This window comes from Enterobacter cloacae complex sp. 394I7 (assembly GCF_057320345.1).
In genome coordinates this window covers 265,448-283,200 of the sequence record NZ_JBXWCR010000003.1, presented here as the reverse complement: position 1 = coordinate 283,200, position 17,753 = coordinate 265,448, and the positions used below count along the sequence as shown (strand labels likewise).

The following is a 17,753-nucleotide window of genomic DNA, read 5'->3' as shown; positions in this document are numbered from 1 at the left end:
TTTTTGGGTTATTGCACTTCAATCTTGTCCCAGCCGCTTTTGAACATGCAGCTGTCGACTAAGGTATCCCGGCGATATTCATTCGCGTCTTCAACCGTGTAGCTCGTGGAAATATCCTTTTTCTTTTTCGATTTGTCCATTTTTTCCGAGCTCGAACCGGTCACAACATTGTCCGGGGGCAGAGCAATCAGGGCCTGTGCTTCGCATTCCGTGAGCCTTTTATTCATCTCAGCGTCACTGACTCCCGGTTTCACCCATTTATACTGGACGCAACCGGTGAGCAGAAGCGTGATGCTCAGAACGCAAAGCGCGGTAATGCGGTGTTTCATCAGAAGGTGACTCCACCGCCTACATATGCGCCGTCGATCAGCGTGTGGCCAGGACGACCGTCTTTGCCGTCAACGCTTACGTGACGATAACCCACTTTCAGCGTCACAGGCGTGACTGGCGTCCAGCTCACACCGCCGTTGGCTTCCACGTAGTTTTTCACGCTGTTGTTCAGACCTTCTGGTGCGGCATACCCTTCGCCAAACACGTGGATGCTGTCCGTCAGCGCAACGTTAATACCGCCACCGATGGGGAATGCCACGCCGTTATCGCCTTTTTTCGGGCCAAGGTAGATTGCTTTGGCACCGGCATTCAGCATCACCGGGCCCACTTCCAGGTTGTAACCGGCGCCAACGCCACCTGTTTGCGTGCCGTCGTCAGTGTTTTTGAGCCAGTTGCTTTCAAGGTACACGCCGGATGAGGATTTACCCATTTCCAGATTAAGGTTAGTAAAGTTTTTACCTTGCTCAATCGTGCCGCCCATAGCCAGTGCAGAACCCGACAGGACGGTCAGAGCAGAAAGAAGAAGAACATTCAGTTTTTTCATGTTTTATGCCTCGTCATTAATTTCATCTGAGGCCACCTTAACAAGCGATGTTTATGACTGCAAATGTGATTAAGGTCGTGTTTTTATGCTGTTTTTGTTAATGACTGGCTTTTGGAATGTTGCTTCCATGTTTAGTTATCGCCGGGTCAATATGTATTACCTGGACGTTTAGGACAGGTTTAGTTTTTTGACTAAATAGACACTGAACGAGACAGAGGATAACCGTTTGACATGAATTAATTGGCTTTCTAATAATTTCCAGAAACATTTCAAATTTTACACTTTGTGGTTTAGTTTTACATTTCTGGCGGTTCATGCGCCTGCAATTGCCTGCCCGCGTATCTCTGCGGTGTCATTTTCCTGACACGTTTGTTCTTTACGTTGTTGGCTTCACTTTCTGGATACTAACAATATGAAAAGAAAAATTATTCCTGTGCTTATCGGTTGTGCGCTCTCTTTCTCTGGCCTGGCGGCGCAGCCCACGGCCGAACACTATGTTGTCAGCTTCCCCGAAGGCACGCGCGTGAGCTACAGCGGCGCGTTTGCCGGTGCGTTCCCGAAGGGACTCCCGGTCGGGATTGGCTCTGGCCTGCTGTTTATCGGTAAACAGGGCGATACCCTGACGTTTGCGACCGTGACCGATCGCGGTCCGAATGCGGATTCGCCGAAAGTGGGGAAAGACGAAGCCAAAATCTTTGTCACGCCCGATTTCGCTCCGCTGCTGATGACGATTCGCGTACAAAATGGCAAAGCGGAGGCCGTCGATGCGCGCCCTCTGCATGACGATAAAGGCGAGATCAACGGTCTGCCGCTGCAAAGCGGCGTGATTGGCTCGACCAATGAAGTGGCGTTCAGTGACACGTTAAAGGTGCTGAAGGGCGACAATCGCGGGCTGGATACGGAAGGTATCACGCCGGACGGTAAAGGCGGTTACTGGCTGTGCGACGAGTACGGTCCGTTCCTGATTAACGTCGACAGCAAAGGCAAGATCCTGGCGATTCACGGTCCGCAGGCGGCGGAAGGCGAGAAATCCATCGCGGGCGGCTTGCCGAATATTATTAAATGGCGTCAACCAAACCGGGGCTTTGAAGGACTGACCCGTATGCCGGACGGGCGTATCATTGCCGCGGTGCAAAGCACGCTGGATATCGACGGCAAAAGCAAAAAACAGGCGCTGTTTACCCGCCTGGTGAGCTTCGACCCGGCGACCGGGAAAACCGCGATGTACGGTTATCCCATCGACAGCGCGGCCTACAGCAAAAACAGTGACGCCAAAATTGGCGATATTGTGGCGCTTGATAACCAGCACCTGCTGCTGATTGAGCAGGGCAGCGATAAAAACGATGGCATGCGCAACCTCATCTACAAGGTGGACCTCAGCAAGGCGAGCGATCTGACACGCTTCGATAAGCCGGGCGAATACCCGGAGTTTGATGACGAGAAGACGCTGGCCCAGCGCGGCATTACGCTGGCGGCTAAAACCCAGGTCGTGGATTTGCGCGCGCTTGGCTGGCAGCAGGAAAAGGCCGAAGGGCTAGCGCTGATTGACAACAACACGCTGGCGGTCGCGAACGATAACGACTTTGGCGTGAAGGTGGCGATGGAAAATCCGGTCGAGGGCAAGAAGCTCAAGGATTATCGGGTGAATTCGCAAGGTGCGCTCACGATTGATGATAAACCGGTTGCGACCACCCTCGCCGTGAAGCCGCTGGCGAAGCCGGCGTCAGAAAGCGAACTGTGGATTGTGACGCTGCCCGACGCGCTGAAATAATCTCACAGCCCTCTCCTCAACTGCGGAGAGGGCTGCGTTCGTACGGTTATTTGCGCAGTGCTGCAAACGCTGTCCGGATCTCGTCTTCCGGCAGCTGTAGCCCAATAAACACCATGACGCTTCGCGGCGTTTCATCTCCCCACGGTCTGTCCCAGTCCGCGCTGTACAGCCGCTGTACGCCCTGGAACAGCAGGCGGTTCGGTTCGCCATCAATCCACAGCATCCCTTTGTAGCGCAACAGCCTGTCGGCAAAAGAGAGCAACAGGTTTTCCATGACGCGGGAGACATCGCTGATATCCACCGGGTAATCCAGCTCGACCACAATCGACGAGACGTCGTTTTGCTTATCTGCCATAAAGTGGAAGCGCGGCGTTGAGGTGACATGCTCTTCCAGCATAAAGCCGTTGGTGTTGAACAGCTGCGAGAGGTCGATATCACCATGCGTCGCGATGTAAATCGGCGCCCGCGAGTTGATACGCGTCAGGCGCTCGCGCAGTTTTTCGCTGTCGCCCGCCACGTCGGTTTTGGTCAGCAGGATGCGATCGGCGTAGCCCACCTGCGACTGGGCGAGGGTGAACTGGTTCATCTGTTCGTCGGCATGAACCGCGTCGACCAGCGCAATGACGCCGTCCAGCAGGTAGCGCTGGCAGAGGATCTCATGGGCGAAAAAGGTCTGAATAATCGGGCCGGGGTCGGCCATACCGGTGCATTCAATCACCAGGCGGTCAAAATCGATTTCACCGCGATCGCGGCTGTCGAGCAGATCCAGCAGGGCGTCTTCTAATTCATTCGAGCGGGTGCAGCAGATGCAGCCGTTAGTCAGGGTTTTGATCTGCGTGGCGCGATCGCCAATCAGCTGATCGTCGACCGAGACTTCGCCGAATTCGTTTTCGATCACGGCGATTTTGAAGCCGTGCTGCGCGTTCAGAATGTGGCGCAGCAGGGTGGTTTTACCGGCGCCAAGGAAACCGGTCAGCAGGGTGACGGCAATCGGGGTCATGGTCTCTCCTTTAGCAGCAGCGTACGCCGCCTTCTCCACTCCCGCCGTAGCGCGCTTCCTGACGCTCGCGGAAGAATTCGGTATAGGTCATGTACGGTTTATCCGGATGGTTGGTCTTCATATGCTCAACGTAGTTGTCATAGTCCGGAATGCCAATCAGCATTTTCGCCGCCTGACCGAGGTATTTTTTCGCTTCGCCTAAGTTACCAAACATTATGCCTTCCAGATAGAAAAAGCCCGGCAGGGGCTGCCGGGCGTAGTTTCCCTTCACCCTAACCCTCTCCCGCAGGGAGAGGGATGCGAGGGCGGATTAGTGGTGTGAAGAGGTCTTCACGCCGCCTTCCGGTACCGGGACATACGGGGTTTCTTTATCCGTACGACCCTCGGCGTTACGCACGTTCAGCCAGGTTTTAATGCCGTAGAAGATGATGCTGTACACCACCACCAGGAACAGAATGCTCAGACCTGCGTTGGTGTAGTTGTTCACCACGATATGGTTCATGTTGGCAATCTGCTGGGCAGTGAGGTCCGCGCCGCCTGCGGCAATTTTCTCTTTGTACTGGTTAGCCATGAAGAAGAAGCCTTCCAGCTGCGGATTGGCGCTGAACAGTTTCAGACCAAGCGCCCAGGTGGTGCAGAGCAGCAGCCACAGCGCAGGGATCACGGTGACCCAGATGTATTTGGTGCGTTTCATCTTCACCAGTACAACGGTGCCAAGAACCAGGGCGACAGCGGCCAGCATCTGGTTAGAGATACCGAACAGCGGCCACAGGCTCTTCACGCCGCCCAGCGGGTCGACAACGCCCTGATACAGCAGGTAACCCCACAGACCCACGCAGCCCGCGGTTCCCAGAATACCCGCCACCAGAGAGTCGGTTTTCTTCAGGAACGGCACGAAGTTACCCAGCAGGTCCTGCAGCATAAAGCGTCCCGCACGGGTACCGGCGTCCAGCGCGGTGAGGATGAACAGCGCTTCAAAGAGAATACCGAAGTGGTACCAGAAGCCCATGTCCGCCCACGGCAGCACTTTGTGGAACACGTGTGCGATACCCACTGCCAGCGTCGGTGCGCCACCGGCGCGGTTCAGGACTGACGGTTCGCCAATGTCTTTCGCAGTCTGCATGATCTGCTCAGGCGAAATCACGAAGCCCCAGGAGCTGACGGTTGCGGCAGCATGTGCGCTCGCATCTTTCAGCTGCGCCATGATCAGCGCCGCGTTATCACCGCCCATCTCATGCAGGTTTGGCATGGTAATGCCCAGGCCTGCCGGAGGGGTGTTCATCGCGAAGTAGAGACCCGGTTCGATGATGGACGCGGCAACCAGCGCCATGATCGCCACGAAAGACTCCATCAGCATTGCGCCGTAGCCAATCAGACGCGCGTCTTTTTCGTTAGCCAGCAGCTTCGGTGTGGTACCGGAAGCAATCAGGGCGTGGAAGCCAGAGACCGCACCGCAGGCGATGGTGATAAACAGGAACGGGAACAGCGCACCTTTCCACAGAGGACCGGTACCGTCGATGTACTGGGTCACTGCCGGCATTTTCAGATCCGGGTTAATCACCAGGATGCCGATCGCCAGACCAACGATAACGCCGATTTTCAGGAAGGTCGCCAGGTAGTCACGCGGTGCCAGGATCAGCCAGACCGGCAGCAGAGCGGAGACAAACGCATACCCAATCAACGCGAAGGTGATGGTGGTGTCCTTGAAGGTCAGCGCCGGGCCCCAGTACGGGTCGTGCGCAATCACGCCACCGAAGTAGATGGATGCAACCAGCAGCACAATACCAATCACCGACACTTCACCCACGCGACCCGGGCGGATAAAGCGCATGTAGATACCCATGAACAGCGCAATCGGCACGGTAGAGCAGACGGTGAAGACCCCCCACGGACTTTCGGCCAGCGCTTTCACCACGATTAACGCCAGCACCGCGAGGATGATGATCATAATCAGGAAGCAGCCGAACAGTGCGATGGTCCCCGGCACGCGGCCCATCTCCTCTTTCACCATCTCACCCAGAGAGGCGCCGTTACGGCGAGAAGAGATAAACAGCACCATAAAGTCCTGCACCGCCCCGGCCAGCACTACGCCCGCGAGCAGCCACAGGGTGCCAGGCAGGTAGCCCATCTGCGCGGCCAGAACCGGGCCGACCAGCGGACCCGCACCGGCGATAGCGGCAAAGTGGTGACCAAACAACACGTAGCGGTTGGTGGGCACGTAGTTGAGGCCGTCATTATTAATGACCGCCGGAGTGGCACGCGTCGGGTCGAGTTTCATGACCTTCTGCGCGATGTATAAGCTGTAGTAGCGATAAGCAACAAGATAGACGGAGACAGACGCAACGACGATCCACAGGGCGCTTACGTGTTCGCCCCGGCGTAGTGCGACAACCGCCAGACAAAAAGCGCCGAGGATCCCGAGTAACGCCCAGGGCACGTGCTTCAGTAGTTTTTTCGTATCCATAGTAAGACCTGGTTTTTTATGTAATGAAAAAGGGTCAGGGTTCGTTATGAGGAGATATTGATTAATGCTGGAGCGATCGTGCCAGAACCACGCGCGTGTAAAGACAGGTAAATGAATGAGCGGTTGAAAGGGCCAGGTGAGCGGTCAAAGAGGGCGGCGAGTGGTTCCGTCTCGCCGCCGCCGGGAGAAATTATGTGATTGAGATCACGTGGTTATCTGCTGTGCGCTCTACCGCCAGATAATTTTCCAGCGTTTTAAGCAGCTTCTCTTTTAGCCAGTTGGGCTCCAGGATTTGAATGTTCGGCAGCCAGTAGAACAGCAGCGGCAGGATCTGGTTCTCGTGTGCCGCCTGACAGCGCAGCGTGACGCCGTTGTGCTGCTCACCGACAAGCTCTTGTTCCGGCAGCAGGTCGCGGCGCATAAAGTAATGTGAAATAGTATCTTTAATGAATATTTTCACTTCGAAAGTGTCTTCCGACACCCACGGATCAAGGCTTTTTTCCAGCAGCCCGAGCGCATTTTCTTCCGGCGTGAAGGTTTTTTGTTGAATATCAAACCAGCTAATCTGACTCAACGAGAAGGATTTTAGCCGGCTATTCTCGGTGGCTTGTAAATACCATATATTTTTATTGTTAATGAGTTTATAGGGATTAATCAGGCGGGTTTTACCCTTATAAACGATCTGGCATACATTACGATTCTTAATCGATTTCTCGATTTTCGATAAATAGCGACGAATATCACGTTCTACCGTGTGCTCTGCGTCGTTGCCAAGAATAAGAATATGATTTTCGTCAACGCGTGTTTCAAGTTTCTGCCAGAATTCCGTATTTCTTTCCGGGAAAAAGCTATCGGCATTCAGGAAGTTAGCAATCGTGTGATGTAATCCTTGTCCACCGGGAGATTGTGCGGAGTGGATCAGACGATACAGTCCGTTACCGGTATGTTCCACAATAGGTGAAAGCGCATTTAAATCCCGGTAGACAGTGCGCTCGGTAATTTTAAATTTTTCCATGAGCGCACTGCGGTTTACCACACCATTTAAATGTAACTCAACCAGAATATCGACCAGACGTTCAGCCGAGCGGCTCCGCGTCGATTTAGCCATAAGGTCTTCCTGTATATTAGGGTATGCGCTGAATGATGCGGGTAGCACTGACATGTATTGTCAGTATTCAGACACAGAAAATTTCTCTTATGGCTATATAACGGCGTGATTAAGCGGAAACCTTAGGAATTTTTGTGGAAATTGGCGCTGGCCGGGAAACGGCCAGCGCAGGAGGGGGTCATACTGCGGCTTCAGTCTCCATCATGACGGGGTGGAAACGGCGTTTAAAATAGATCAGGCCGTGTCCCGCTTCGCTCAGAATGATATTTTTAATTTCAACGAGATAAACCAGATGGGTGCCGATGGTTTGCACCTGGCTAATCTCGCCTTCAAGGCTTGCCAGCGCGCCCTTCAGCACCGGTTGCCCCTGCGGACCTTTCTGCCAGCAGGAGAGGGCAAAGCGATCGTCCATTGCCATGCCGGTCATCCCGGCGAAGTGGCGGGCCATGATCTCCTGCTCATGGTTCAGCACGTTGACGCACAGCTTACCGTTACCCTGGAAAACCGGGTTCATGGCGCTGTTGGCATTGATGCAGACCATCAGCGATGGCGGGGTGTCCGTGACTGAACAGACGGCGGTGGCGGTGATACCGCAGCGTCCTGCATCGCCCTCGGTGGTGACAACGTTAACCGCCGCCGACAGGCTGGCCATCGCATCGCGAAAACGCAGGCGTTGTTCTGTATGCATTGAAACCTCCCGCTGCGTTATTTCAGCAGCTTATCCAGCATGTTGATATCGGAATTATTGTGCAGGTGCGGCACCGTCCAGCCATGCTGGTCGTACTCGGACATGCAGCGGTCGACCATTGCCATCATTTTGTCCATGTTGCCAGAACTCTGTGCCTGACGCAGACACTGCAGACGGATTTCGTCCTGGCTGCCGGAATAGTTGATCTCATACAGCTCGTGACGACCACCAAACTCGCTGCCGATGGCATCCCACATCAGTTTCAAAATCTTAATGCGTTCCACGTGATCCATGCCGTTGGAGCCGCGCACGTATTTCGCCAGATACTGGTCGATCTGCGGATTGTTCAGGTCTCGTGCGCTGGACGGCAGATAGATCAGGCCGCTGGTGACGTTACGCTCGATGATGTTCTTGATCTTCGCATAGGCCATCGGGGCCATGACGCGGTAGGTCTGCAGCGCCGCGTGATCCGGCAGGTACGCACCATTCACCCACGGTGTGGCTTCAGAACACATGGAGTCGCTCAGCGCCCAGAACATGTTGCGCCAGGCCACCACTTCCCCGAGATCCGCCTGCACGCCGCGGAACTCCAGGGTGCCGGTACACTCCAGCGATTTCTTCAGCAGCGCGGTAATGAAATCGAGCTTCACCGCCAGACGTACGCAGGCCTGCAGCGGGTACATGCGGGCAAAACCGCCTTCCATGGTCCAGCGACGGCAGCGATCGAAATCGCGGTAGATCAGCACGTTTTCCCAGGGGATCAACACATGATCCATCACCAGGATCGCGTCGTTTTCGTCGAAACGGCTGGAGAGCGGGTAGTCGTATGGAGAGCCGGTCGCACCTGCCACCATTTCGTAAGAGGCGCGAGAGATCAGCTTCACGCCTTCGGCGTCCATTGGCGCAACGAACATCAGCGCGAAGTCCGGGTTTTCGCCCATCACCTGCGCGGAGCCAAAACCGATCATGTTGTAGTGAGTCAGCGCCGAGTTGGTTGCCACCACTTTTGCGCCGCTAACGATGATCCCGGCGTCGGTCTCTTTTTCCAGCTTGATGTAGACGTCTTTTACTTCGTCCGCCGGTTTGTGACGGTCGATGGGGGGATTAACGATGGCGTGGTTGAAGTAAAGCCCGGTTTCCTGAATACGGGTGTACCAGTTACGGGCGTTCTGTTCGAACTGGCCGTAGAACGCCGGATTGGCACCGAGCGCGCAGCCAAACGCCGCCTTGTAGTCCGGGGTGCGGCCCATCCAGCCGTAGCTCAGGCGCGACCACTCGGCGATGGCGTCACGCTGCTGACGCAGGTCGTCGGCGCTTTTCGCCACGCGGAAAAACTTATGGGTGTAGCCGCCGCTGCCGGTATCGGTGCCCCAGCACAGCGTGTCCTGCATGTCAGGCTTGTGCAGCGCATCGTACATCTGCGCGATGGAGGCTGCCGCATTGCGAAACGCCGGATGAGTGGTCACGTCTTTGACGCGCTCGCCGTAGATATAAATCTCACGGCCATCCTGCAGGCTTTTTAAATACTCTTCACCGGTTAACGGACGTTTGGCATCAGCGCGGAAATCTTCAGGCTTCATAGGGACCTCGTATCGGAATAGTGATGTTAAATTTATGTTTTGTTTTTGTTGTTTAATTGAAGCCTGAGCGGGGGTGAACGTGAAGGGACGATTGGGACAACGGCTGGTACTTTTCACATATGATCGCAGAGTGTGATTTCCCTCACCCTGAACCCGGGGGAGGGTCAGGGCTGGGGTGGGGTGACAGACGACACCGGTACTTTTTGTGCCCGATACGCGCTCGGCGAACACCCCACTAACCGATTAAAAAACCGGGCAAAATAGGCCGGGTCTTTAAACCCCAGCTGCCAGGCGATTTCGCTGACCGCGCTGTCGGAGAAGAGCAGCATCCGCCTCGCTTCACGCAGCTGACGGTCAAAAATCAGCCGCTTCGGCGGGCGGTTGGCGAAGCGCCGGCAGATATCGGTCAGACGCGATTCGGTCAGGTGCAGTTCGCTGGCATATTCCGGTACCGTCCAGTGCTCATGAAAATGGACGTCAATCAGCTGGGTAAAGCGCTGGAACAGTTTCAGCTCGCCGCGCATGCCGCTGGCGGCGTGATCGTCGAGCTTCGCGTTGCGCAGCAGCAGGGTGAACACCGCCTGGGCTAACAGAACCAGCGTGTGTTCGCGCCCGGGCAGTTGCGCCGTCGATTCCCGGGCAATCAGCGGCCAGTAGTGCTTCAGTGCCGCCAGTTCGTCCGGCTTATCGGCCAGCGAGAGGCAGATCCCCGGCAGGCCAAAGGCTTCCCGCGTGCCGGGGTAGAGCACTTCCAGCAGCGGCCAGATCAGATCCTCGCGCACCGTCAGAACGTGCCCGTCGCTGTCGGATTCGGTAATAAACGCGTGCGGCACCGACGGGGGGGTCAGCACAAACAGCGGAGCCTGCACCGAGTAGCGGTGATCGTCGAGCTGCAGTTCGATCTGTCCGGTATCCAGAAAGTGCATCTGAAAATACTGGTCGTGACGGTGAGCCTGCATGTCGCGGCCAAAAAAGGCCGCCATGCGGGCGAACGACTGATAGTGAACATCATCCGTTCCCAGACTTTCGTCGTACTCTTTGCTGATGTCGATATTCGCGATCGGGTTCTGGCACATAGCCGCTCCTTACGGGATTTTCTGCGCCGCCATACCTGGCTCGTGCTCAAGGCTCTCCCGCTGCGTCATCGGGATACGTGTCAGCACCAGCGCGCCGACCACCAGCAAGCCGGCAACAAACCACAACCCGGAGCTGAAGCTGCCGGTGCTGTCACGCAGAATGCCGATCAACAGCGGGCTGACGGCGGATCCGACGTTACCGATGGCATTGATCACCGCCAGTGCGACCGCCCGCGACTGCAGGCTAATAACCCGATCCGGCGTGGTCCAGAAGATCGCCATGGCGGTAAACGATCCGGTTGAGGCCATGATGATGCCAAGCAGCTGGATCAGGCTGTGGTGGGTCGCCGAGGCCAGTAACCATCCTGCCGCCGCAAAGAGGTACGGCAGAATGGTGTGCTTTTTTCGCTCTTTCAGCCTGTCGGAGCGGCGGCTCCACCAGATCATCCCGAGAATGGTGCAAAACTGCGGGATCGCCGCCAGCAGGCCAATCACAATGTTGCTGCTGCCGGTGTTGAAGCTTTGCAGGATCTGCGGCGTCCAGATATTAATCGCGCTCAGGGTGTTCGTGAGGCAGAAATAGGCCAGGGTATAGAGCAGCACGGCCGGGGTAAACACTTCGCGCAGCGTCGAACGCGGCGTGACGGGACGGGCGATGGCCGACACCTGCTCGCGGGCGATCATTGTTTTAAGCGCCTGCTTTTCGTCGTCATCCAGCCAGCTGGCCTGATCCGGCGTGTCGTTCAGGTAGAACCACGTCACTACGCCGAGCACCACGGACGGTAGCCCCTCCAGCAGGAACAGCCACTGCCAGCCTTTCAGGTTCCACAGCCCGTCCATGGCCAGAATATAACCGGAGAGGATCGAGCCGAGCATCATGGTCACCGGCATGGCGATCATAAACAACGCGTTGGCGCGGGCGCGGTGGTAGGCAGGGAACCACCAGGTGAGATAGACGAGGATCCCCGGCAGGAATCCGGCCTCGGCAATGCCCACCAGCATGCGCAGCACATAGAGCGTGTGCGGGCTGGTGGCGAACATGGTGCAGGTGGAGGCGATGCCCCACACCACCATGATCCCGGCGATCCAGCGCCGGGCGCCGACCTTCGCCAGCATGATGTTGCTGGGGATCCCACATATCACGTAGGTGACGTAAAACAGGGTGGCGGCCAGGCCAAACATGGTCGAGGTGAGGCCCAGATCTTTGCCCATCGTCAGCCCGGCAAAGCCGATGTTAATGCGGTCAAGAAACGAGAAGACAAACAGGATAAAGAGAAACACGATCAAACGACGAAACAGCTTCTGAATAACGCGGTGTTCTACAGCTTTATTATCATGGGCTTGCAGGGTAGAGGTCGTCATGTTGCGCTCCACATCGTACGTTTAGTAGACGGATTTATTGTTATTTACTGACGTAACCGGGATATCGATAAAACGTGCCGCCAGCGCCTCGGCGCTGCGTGCAAGCAGGGTGGTGTCGACCCCGACGGCGACAAACAGCGCGCCAAGCTCGAGGTAGCGTTTTGCCAGCGGCTCGTTAGCCATCAGGATGCCGGGCGCTTTGCCTGCCGCACGGATCTGCGCAATGGCCTTCTCGATGGCGGCCTGGACTTCCGGGTGCTGCGGATTTCCGGCAAAGCCCATGTCGGCGCTCAGATCCGCCGGGCCAATAAACACCCCGTCCACGCCTTCCACATCGAGGATGTGCGGCAGATTTTTCAGCGCCTCGCGCGTTTCAATCTGCACCAGCACGCACATGGCATCGTTAGCGCGCTGCAGGTAATCAGGCGTGCGGTTCCAGCGCGAGGCGCGAGCCAGCGCGCTGCCCACGCCGCGGATCCCCGCCGGTGGATAACGCGTGGCGCGCACCGCCAGCCGGGCTTCATCGGCGTTTTGTACCATCGGCACCAGCAGGGTTTGCGCCCCGACGTCCAGCAGCTGTTTGATCTGGACCGGATCGTTCCACGACGGGCGTACCACCGGCTGGCTGGCGTAAGGTGCGATCGCCTGCAGCTGGGTCAGGACGGTTTGCACGTTATTGGGCGCGTGCTCTGCGTCGATCAGCAGCCAGTCGAACCCCGCACCGGCCAGCAGCTCGGCGCTGTAACTGCTGGTCAGCCCCAGCCACAGGCCGATTTGCGGTTTTCCGGCGCTGAGCGCCGCTTTGAATCTGTTTTCCATGGTGGTCTCCTAGACAAAACGGCAGCTGATGGAGCCCATCTTGCCGTAGTCCACGTGGAAGGTATCGCCCTTGCTGGCCGGCACCGGGCGGGTAAACGAACCGCCGAGGATGATTTGGCCAGGCTCCAGCTGAACGTCGTACGGCGCGAGTTTATTGGCAAGCCATGCCACACCGTTGGCCGGGTGGTTGAGCACGCCCGCGGCGACCCCGGTCTCTTCAATGACGCCGTTGCGGTAGAGCAGCGCGGAGATCCAGCGCAGATCCAGCTCGTCGGGCTTAATCGGGCGACCGCCAAGGATCACACCTGCGTTGGCGGCGTTATCGGAGATGGTGTCGAACACCTTGCGTGGACGCTGGGTCTCGGGATCGATGTTGTGGCAGCGGGCGTCGATCAGCTCCAGCGCGGGGATGACGTAATCCGTGGCGTTGTAGACGTCGAACAGGGTGCAGTTTGGGCCGCGCAGGGGTTTTGCCAGCACGAAGGCCAGCTCCACTTCGATGCGCGGGACGATAAAGCGGTCGGCAGGGATATCGCCGCCGTCGTGGAAGAACATGTCGTCGAGCAGAGCGCCGTAGTCCGGCTCGCTAATCTGCGAGCTGGCCTGCATCGCTTTGGAGGTGAGGCCAATCTTATGGCCTTTCAGCACGCGACCTTCGGCGATTTTCAGGCTCACCCATTCGCGCTGTACGGCGTAGGCGTCGTCAAGGGTGATCGTCGGGTAGTCGAGCGAGATCTGGCGGATCTGCTCCCGGGACTGCTCCGCCTGATGCAGACGATGGGCGATCAGGGTATGGGTGTGTTTATCGAGCATGGCGATTTCCTGTTGTTGCCGGGTGGCGTGCTGCTCACCCGGCTTGCGTTCAAAGCCGTTGTCGGCCCGGTAAGGGCGCTACTTAAACAAAGCGTGCACGTTGTTCTGCTTGTAATTGAGCGTCGGGTGCAGCTCGTCTATTTCAAAAGAGAGCGCCAGATAGCGCGATGCCATCAGGTCGGCGAAGTGGGTTTTAATCAGCTCAAACAGTGCCTTTCCCACCGCCTCCCGGCTCTCCAGACTGCGCCCGGCGCCAATCTTCAGCGTCATATGCACAAAGGCGTAATCGTGCTTACCGTCGGCCATCTGCCAGGTGTCCAGCCAGTGCGCGCGGCTACGGATACCGCCGAGTGGGAAGATTCCCGTGGCGGCAAGCGCGTCGTTCACTTTGGCGAACAGTCCTGGCAGGTCCGCCTGCTCGCGGATGTTGTCAGTGCATTCAGCAATAAAGTGCGGCATGGTGGCTCCTTACGCGGACGCGGGCAGGGGGAAAACGGCGTTAACCTGGCCGGTGCCGGAGCTGGGGAACAGCTCGGTGAGGAACTCCACCTTGCCGTCGTATGTGTCCCAGCCGAGCATCCCCAGCAGCATCACCGTGTCGTGCATATTGCCCTCGCCGTAGCAGTAGTGGGCATACTCCGGCAGCATGCTGCAGAACTCCCTGAACTTGCCTTCACGCCACAGCTTCACCACGCGTTCGTCCATCTGACGGTCGAACTCGCGGGTGTAGCTGTTCATTCCCTCTTCGGCGCGCTGGTCGTCGATAAAACGGTGCGACAGCGAACCGCTGGCGAGCACCGCCACGGTGCCGTCGTATTTCTGAATCGCGCTGACGATGGCCTCGCCCAGCCTGCGGCTGTCGGCGAAGTCGTGGACGGTGCAGAACGCGGCGATAGAGATCACTTTGAAGTGCTTATCGCTGTTCATGTAGCGCATTGGTACCAGCGTGCCGTACTCCAGCTTGAGGCTCGGGATGTTGTGCGCTTTGGCACGTACGCCGAGTTTCACCGCTTCGTCGGCGATAAGCTGGCCGAGCGCGGGGTTACCGTCGTAGTCGTAGGTCATGTCGCGGATAAAATGCGGCAGCTCGTTGCTGGTGTAGATGCCGGAGAAATGATCCGCGCAGTTGATGTGGTAGGCGCTGTTCACCAGCCAGTGGGTATCGAACACAATAATGGTATCGACGCCCAGCTCCCGACAACGCTTGCTGATTTCTTTATGTCCGTCGATGGCGGACTGGCGGCAGCCGTGGTTTTTTCCCGGCAACTCAGAGAGGTACATTGACGGAACGTGGGTAATTTTTGCCGCTAACGCTAACTTGCCCATACTCAGATCCCCCATTTTGGAATCGGATGGTCGCCCATGGAGATGCAGACGTTTTTCATTTCAGCGAACACCTCGAAGCTGTATTCGCCCCCTTCGCGCCCGGTACCGGAAGCCTTCACGCCGCCAAACGGCTGACGCAGGTCGCGCACGTTCTGGGTGTTTACAAACACCATTCCGGCTTCGATATTGCGCGCCAGGCGCAGCACTTTGCTGACGTCCTGGGTCCAGATGTATGACGCCAGGCCGTACTCCACGTCGTTAGCCAGACGCAGCCCTTCGGCTTCGTCCTTAAACGGCAGCAGGCAGGCAACCGGACCGAAAATCTCTTCCTGGGCCACGCGCATCCGGTTGTCGACGTCTGCCAGCACGGTCGGGCGCAGGAAGTTGCCGTTTTTCAGGTGAGCAGGGAGATCGGTGGGTTTGTCAGGGCCGCCCGCCAGCAGGGTCGCGCCTTCTTCAATGCCAAGACGGATATAGCCGGAGACTTTTTCCCAGTGCTGCTGGCTGATCAGCGCGCCAACCTGAGTGTTCGGATCGGTCGGGTCACCCACGCGCAGACGGTTCGCGCGCTCGGCAAAGCGCCTGACGAATTCCGGGTAGATGCTCTGCTGAATGAAAATGCGTGAGCCAGCGGTGCAACGCTCGCCGTTGATGGAGAAGATGGTGAACAGGGCGGCGTCCAGCGCACGTTCGATATCCGCATCTTCAAAAATCAGCACCGGGGATTTCCCTCCCAGCTCCATGGAGTATTTCTTCAGTCCGGCGTTTTTCATGATGTTGCGCCCGGTGGCGGTGCCGCCGGTAAAGGAGACGGCGCGCACGTCGTGATGACGTACCAGCGCATCGCCCGCCGTTGCGCCATAGCCCTGCACCACGTTCAGCACGCCCGCCGGAATACCGGCCTCCAGCGCCAGCTCGCCCAGACGGTCGGCGGTCAGCGGGGAGAGTTCAGACATCTTCAGCACCGCGGTGTTGCCCAGCGCCAGGCACGGCGCAACCTTCCAGGTGGCGGTCATAAACGGCACGTTCCACGGCGACACCAGCGCGCAGACTCCCACCGGCTGCACCAGGGTGTAGTTGAGCATCTTGTCGTCGACCGGGTAGGTTTTACCGTTCATCTGCTGGCACACTTCGGCGAAGAACGCGAAGTTGTGCGACGCGCGTGGAATAAGCACGTTTTTGGTCTGGTGGATCGGCAGGCCGGTGTCGGCGGTCTCGAGGGCCGCAATCTCCGGAACGTGTTGATCGATAAGATCTCCGAGGCGACGCATCAGGCGTGCGCGCTCTTTCATCGGCAGGTTAGCCCACGTCGGGAATGCCTCTTTGGCCGCCGCCACGGCCTGATGAATTTCAGCTTCACCGCCGGACGCGACCTCCGCCAGCACCTCTCCGGTGGCCGGGTTAGTGGTGTGGAAGTAATCACTTCCTGCGACGTTCTTACCGTTAATCCAATGGTTTATTTTTTTCATTTTGCAGTCTCCTCACTGACAATGCGGTTCACCAGGCGGCCCACGCCCTCCACTTCCACGACCACTTCGTCGCCTGGCTGTACGTCAGACAGACCCTTTGGCGTGCCGGTGGCAATCATGTCGCCGGGCTGCAGGGTCATAAACTCGCTGAGATAGGCAATCAGAAACGGGATGCTGAAGATCAGATCGGCAGTGGTCCCTTGCTGGCGCAATTCACCGTTCACGAAGGTGCGCAGGGTTAAGTTATGCGGGTCGGGAATGGCCTCTTTCGGCACGATATGCGGGCTGAGGGGGGTCAACCCGTCGCGGCTTTTCACCCGCAGGTTCGGGCGGTAGTAGTTTTCCAGGTAGTCACGGATGGCGTAATCGTTGCAGACGGTATAGCCCGCGACATAGTCCATCGCCTCGCGCTCACTGACCTTGTGCGCCGTTTTGCCGATGACCACCACCAGCTCCGCCTCGTAGTGCATGTACTCAATGTTGTTCGGGCGGACCGAGGTCTGGTTATCGCTGGTCACGGTGTTGGGGGCTTTGATAAACACCAGCGGTTCCGTTGGCGGCGTAAACGCCAGCTCGCTGGCGTGATCGGCGTAGTTCAGACCAAGCGCGAACAGCGTGGCGTGCGGATGTGGGCCTTGCGCATGGGCGACCTCGCGTTCATCAACCACCGGGTTTTCCAGGGACGGGAAGCCTTTCGCCAGAATGCGTACGCGATCGCCTGGCTGCAGCGGGACGCGCGAGTGTGGGGTGCCGAGCAGAATGGCATCGCCCGGACTGAGGGTGGCGAACTCGCTCAGGGCGCTCAGCAGTTCGGCGGCATTGCGCTGCAGGTCAGCGGTGTTCCAGTGGTCCGCTTCCCGGCCGTTAATTTCGGTGACGATGGTCAGGTTATCAACGTGGTCGAGGGCGGCCAGCTCTCCCAGCGGACAAAAGCCGTCGCGGCATTTGGCCTTGATCGCCGGGCGATAAAAACTCTCTTCCGGCAGGCTCACCTCGTTGGCAAGCGCGTAACCGGCGATGTACTCCGCCGCCTCGTCCACGGGAACGTTACGCGCCGTTTTACCCACAACCAGCGCTACCGTGGCACCGCTTAACACGGTTTCTCCCTGCGGGAAGGGAATGGGGTCGCCCGTGCGGATCACGGTGTTATGCGGTTTGATAAACCACACGGCGGTTTTTGGCGGCGTGTTGTAGGGGGCTTTTTCAAACGCGTCGCGCCAGGCATCGCGCTGGCTCTGGTGGTTCAGCGCTACGGCAAAAACAGTACCTTTCATTCACTTACTCCTCAGGCCGGACGTCCGGCCTGTGATTTCATTAATATGTTAATGATCTGGTTGTATGCCTTTGCTGTTTATTTCGCAACCAGAAGTGAATAATTTGTGATATGAATAACAATAAATTTA

General features: G+C 57.4%; 17 protein-coding genes. 1 reads left to right on the top strand and 16 read right to left on the bottom strand.

The window, feature by feature from the left end:
• Nucleotides 1–8: 8 nt before the first annotated feature.
• Nucleotides 9–329 (bottom strand): hypothetical protein, encoded by a 321-nt coding sequence (locus AC2FAP_RS14770; protein ID WP_485452964.1) that lies wholly within the window; start codon nucleotides 327–329, stop codon nucleotides 9–11.
• Nucleotides 329–874, bottom strand: a complete 546-nt coding sequence (locus AC2FAP_RS14765; protein WP_485452963.1) for a YfaZ family outer membrane protein — start codon at nucleotides 872–874, stop codon at nucleotides 329–331. The genes AC2FAP_RS14770 and AC2FAP_RS14765 overlap by 1 nt, the downstream gene beginning before the upstream one ends.
• A gap of 412 nt (nucleotides 875–1,286) precedes the next feature.
• Here AC2FAP_RS14765 and AC2FAP_RS14760 point away from each other — a divergent pair, with 412 nt between their 5' ends.
• Entirely contained in the window at nucleotides 1,287–2,645 is a 1,359-nt protein-coding gene (locus AC2FAP_RS14760) for an esterase-like activity of phytase family protein (RefSeq protein WP_485452962.1), read from the top strand.
• A 46-nt stretch (nucleotides 2,646–2,691) separates the two neighbouring features.
• Here AC2FAP_RS14760 and yjiA read toward each other — a convergent pair whose 3' ends face one another.
• The 14 genes from yjiA to hpaG all read right to left on the bottom strand — a co-directional run bounded on the left by yjiA (nucleotide 2,692) and on the right by hpaG (nucleotide 17,624).
• Complete coding sequence (gene yjiA, locus AC2FAP_RS14755; protein WP_020885316.1) at nucleotides 2,692–3,645, bottom strand: GTPase; 954 nt, start codon at nucleotides 3,643–3,645, stop codon at nucleotides 2,692–2,694.
• A gap of 10 nt (nucleotides 3,646–3,655) precedes the next feature.
• Entirely contained in the window at nucleotides 3,656–3,859 is a 204-nt protein-coding gene (locus tag AC2FAP_RS14750; protein WP_003856610.1) for a YbdD/YjiX family protein, read from the bottom strand.
• A gap of 96 nt (nucleotides 3,860–3,955) precedes the next feature.
• Nucleotides 3,956–6,109, bottom strand: a complete 2,154-nt coding sequence (locus AC2FAP_RS14745) for a carbon starvation CstA family protein (RefSeq protein ID WP_020885314.1) — start codon at nucleotides 6,107–6,109, stop codon at nucleotides 3,956–3,958.
• Between the two features lie 190 nt (nucleotides 6,110–6,299).
• Nucleotides 6,300–7,217, bottom strand: coding sequence for a helix-turn-helix transcriptional regulator (locus AC2FAP_RS14740; RefSeq protein WP_063156969.1), 918 nt, complete (start codon nucleotides 7,215–7,217; stop codon nucleotides 6,300–6,302).
• Nucleotides 7,218–7,395: 178 nt separating this feature from the next.
• Nucleotides 7,396–7,905 carry a 4-hydroxyphenylacetate 3-monooxygenase reductase subunit gene (locus tag AC2FAP_RS14735; RefSeq protein ID WP_014168481.1) on the bottom strand — a complete coding sequence of 170 codons (510 nt, stop codon included), beginning with the start codon at nucleotides 7,903–7,905 and terminating at the stop codon, nucleotides 7,396–7,398.
• Between the two features lie 17 nt (nucleotides 7,906–7,922).
• Nucleotides 7,923–9,485, bottom strand: coding sequence for a 4-hydroxyphenylacetate 3-monooxygenase, oxygenase component (gene hpaB / locus AC2FAP_RS14730; protein WP_014168483.1), 1,563 nt, complete (start codon nucleotides 9,483–9,485; stop codon nucleotides 7,923–7,925).
• A 164-nt stretch (nucleotides 9,486–9,649) separates the two neighbouring features.
• Complete coding sequence (gene hpaA / locus AC2FAP_RS14725) at nucleotides 9,650–10,561, bottom strand: 4-hydroxyphenylacetate catabolism regulatory protein HpaA (RefSeq protein WP_032681716.1); 912 nt, start codon at nucleotides 10,559–10,561, stop codon at nucleotides 9,650–9,652.
• A 9-nt stretch (nucleotides 10,562–10,570) separates the two neighbouring features.
• A complete protein-coding gene (hpaX, locus tag AC2FAP_RS14720) occupies nucleotides 10,571–11,923 on the bottom strand; it encodes a 4-hydroxyphenylacetate permease (RefSeq protein ID WP_485452961.1) in 1,353 nt (450 codons plus the stop codon).
• 21 nt (nucleotides 11,924–11,944) lie between these two features.
• Nucleotides 11,945–12,742 carry a 4-hydroxy-2-oxoheptanedioate aldolase gene (hpaI, locus tag AC2FAP_RS14715; RefSeq protein WP_032681713.1) on the bottom strand — a complete coding sequence of 266 codons (798 nt, stop codon included), beginning with the start codon at nucleotides 12,740–12,742 and terminating at the stop codon, nucleotides 11,945–11,947.
• 9 nt (nucleotides 12,743–12,751) lie between these two features.
• Complete coding sequence (gene hpaH, locus AC2FAP_RS14710; RefSeq protein WP_020885309.1) at nucleotides 12,752–13,555, bottom strand: 2-oxo-hept-4-ene-1,7-dioate hydratase; 804 nt, start codon at nucleotides 13,553–13,555, stop codon at nucleotides 12,752–12,754.
• A gap of 78 nt (nucleotides 13,556–13,633) precedes the next feature.
• Entirely contained in the window at nucleotides 13,634–14,014 is a 381-nt protein-coding gene (locus tag AC2FAP_RS14705) for a 5-carboxymethyl-2-hydroxymuconate Delta-isomerase (RefSeq protein WP_059306539.1), read from the bottom strand.
• 9 nt (nucleotides 14,015–14,023) lie between these two features.
• On the bottom strand, nucleotides 14,024–14,881 hold the full coding sequence (gene hpaD, locus AC2FAP_RS14700; protein ID WP_020885307.1) for a 3,4-dihydroxyphenylacetate 2,3-dioxygenase: 858 nt from the start codon (nucleotides 14,879–14,881) through the stop codon (nucleotides 14,024–14,026).
• 2 nt (nucleotides 14,882–14,883) lie between these two features.
• Entirely contained in the window at nucleotides 14,884–16,350 is a 1,467-nt protein-coding gene (gene hpaE / locus AC2FAP_RS14695) for a 5-carboxymethyl-2-hydroxymuconate semialdehyde dehydrogenase (protein WP_014168491.1), read from the bottom strand.
• Entirely contained in the window at nucleotides 16,347–17,624 is a 1,278-nt protein-coding gene (gene hpaG / locus AC2FAP_RS14690; protein WP_485452960.1) for a 4-hydroxyphenylacetate degradation bifunctional isomerase/decarboxylase, read from the bottom strand. Before hpaG ends, hpaE begins: the two co-directional genes overlap by 4 nt.
• Between the last annotated feature and the right edge of the window lie 129 nt (nucleotides 17,625–17,753).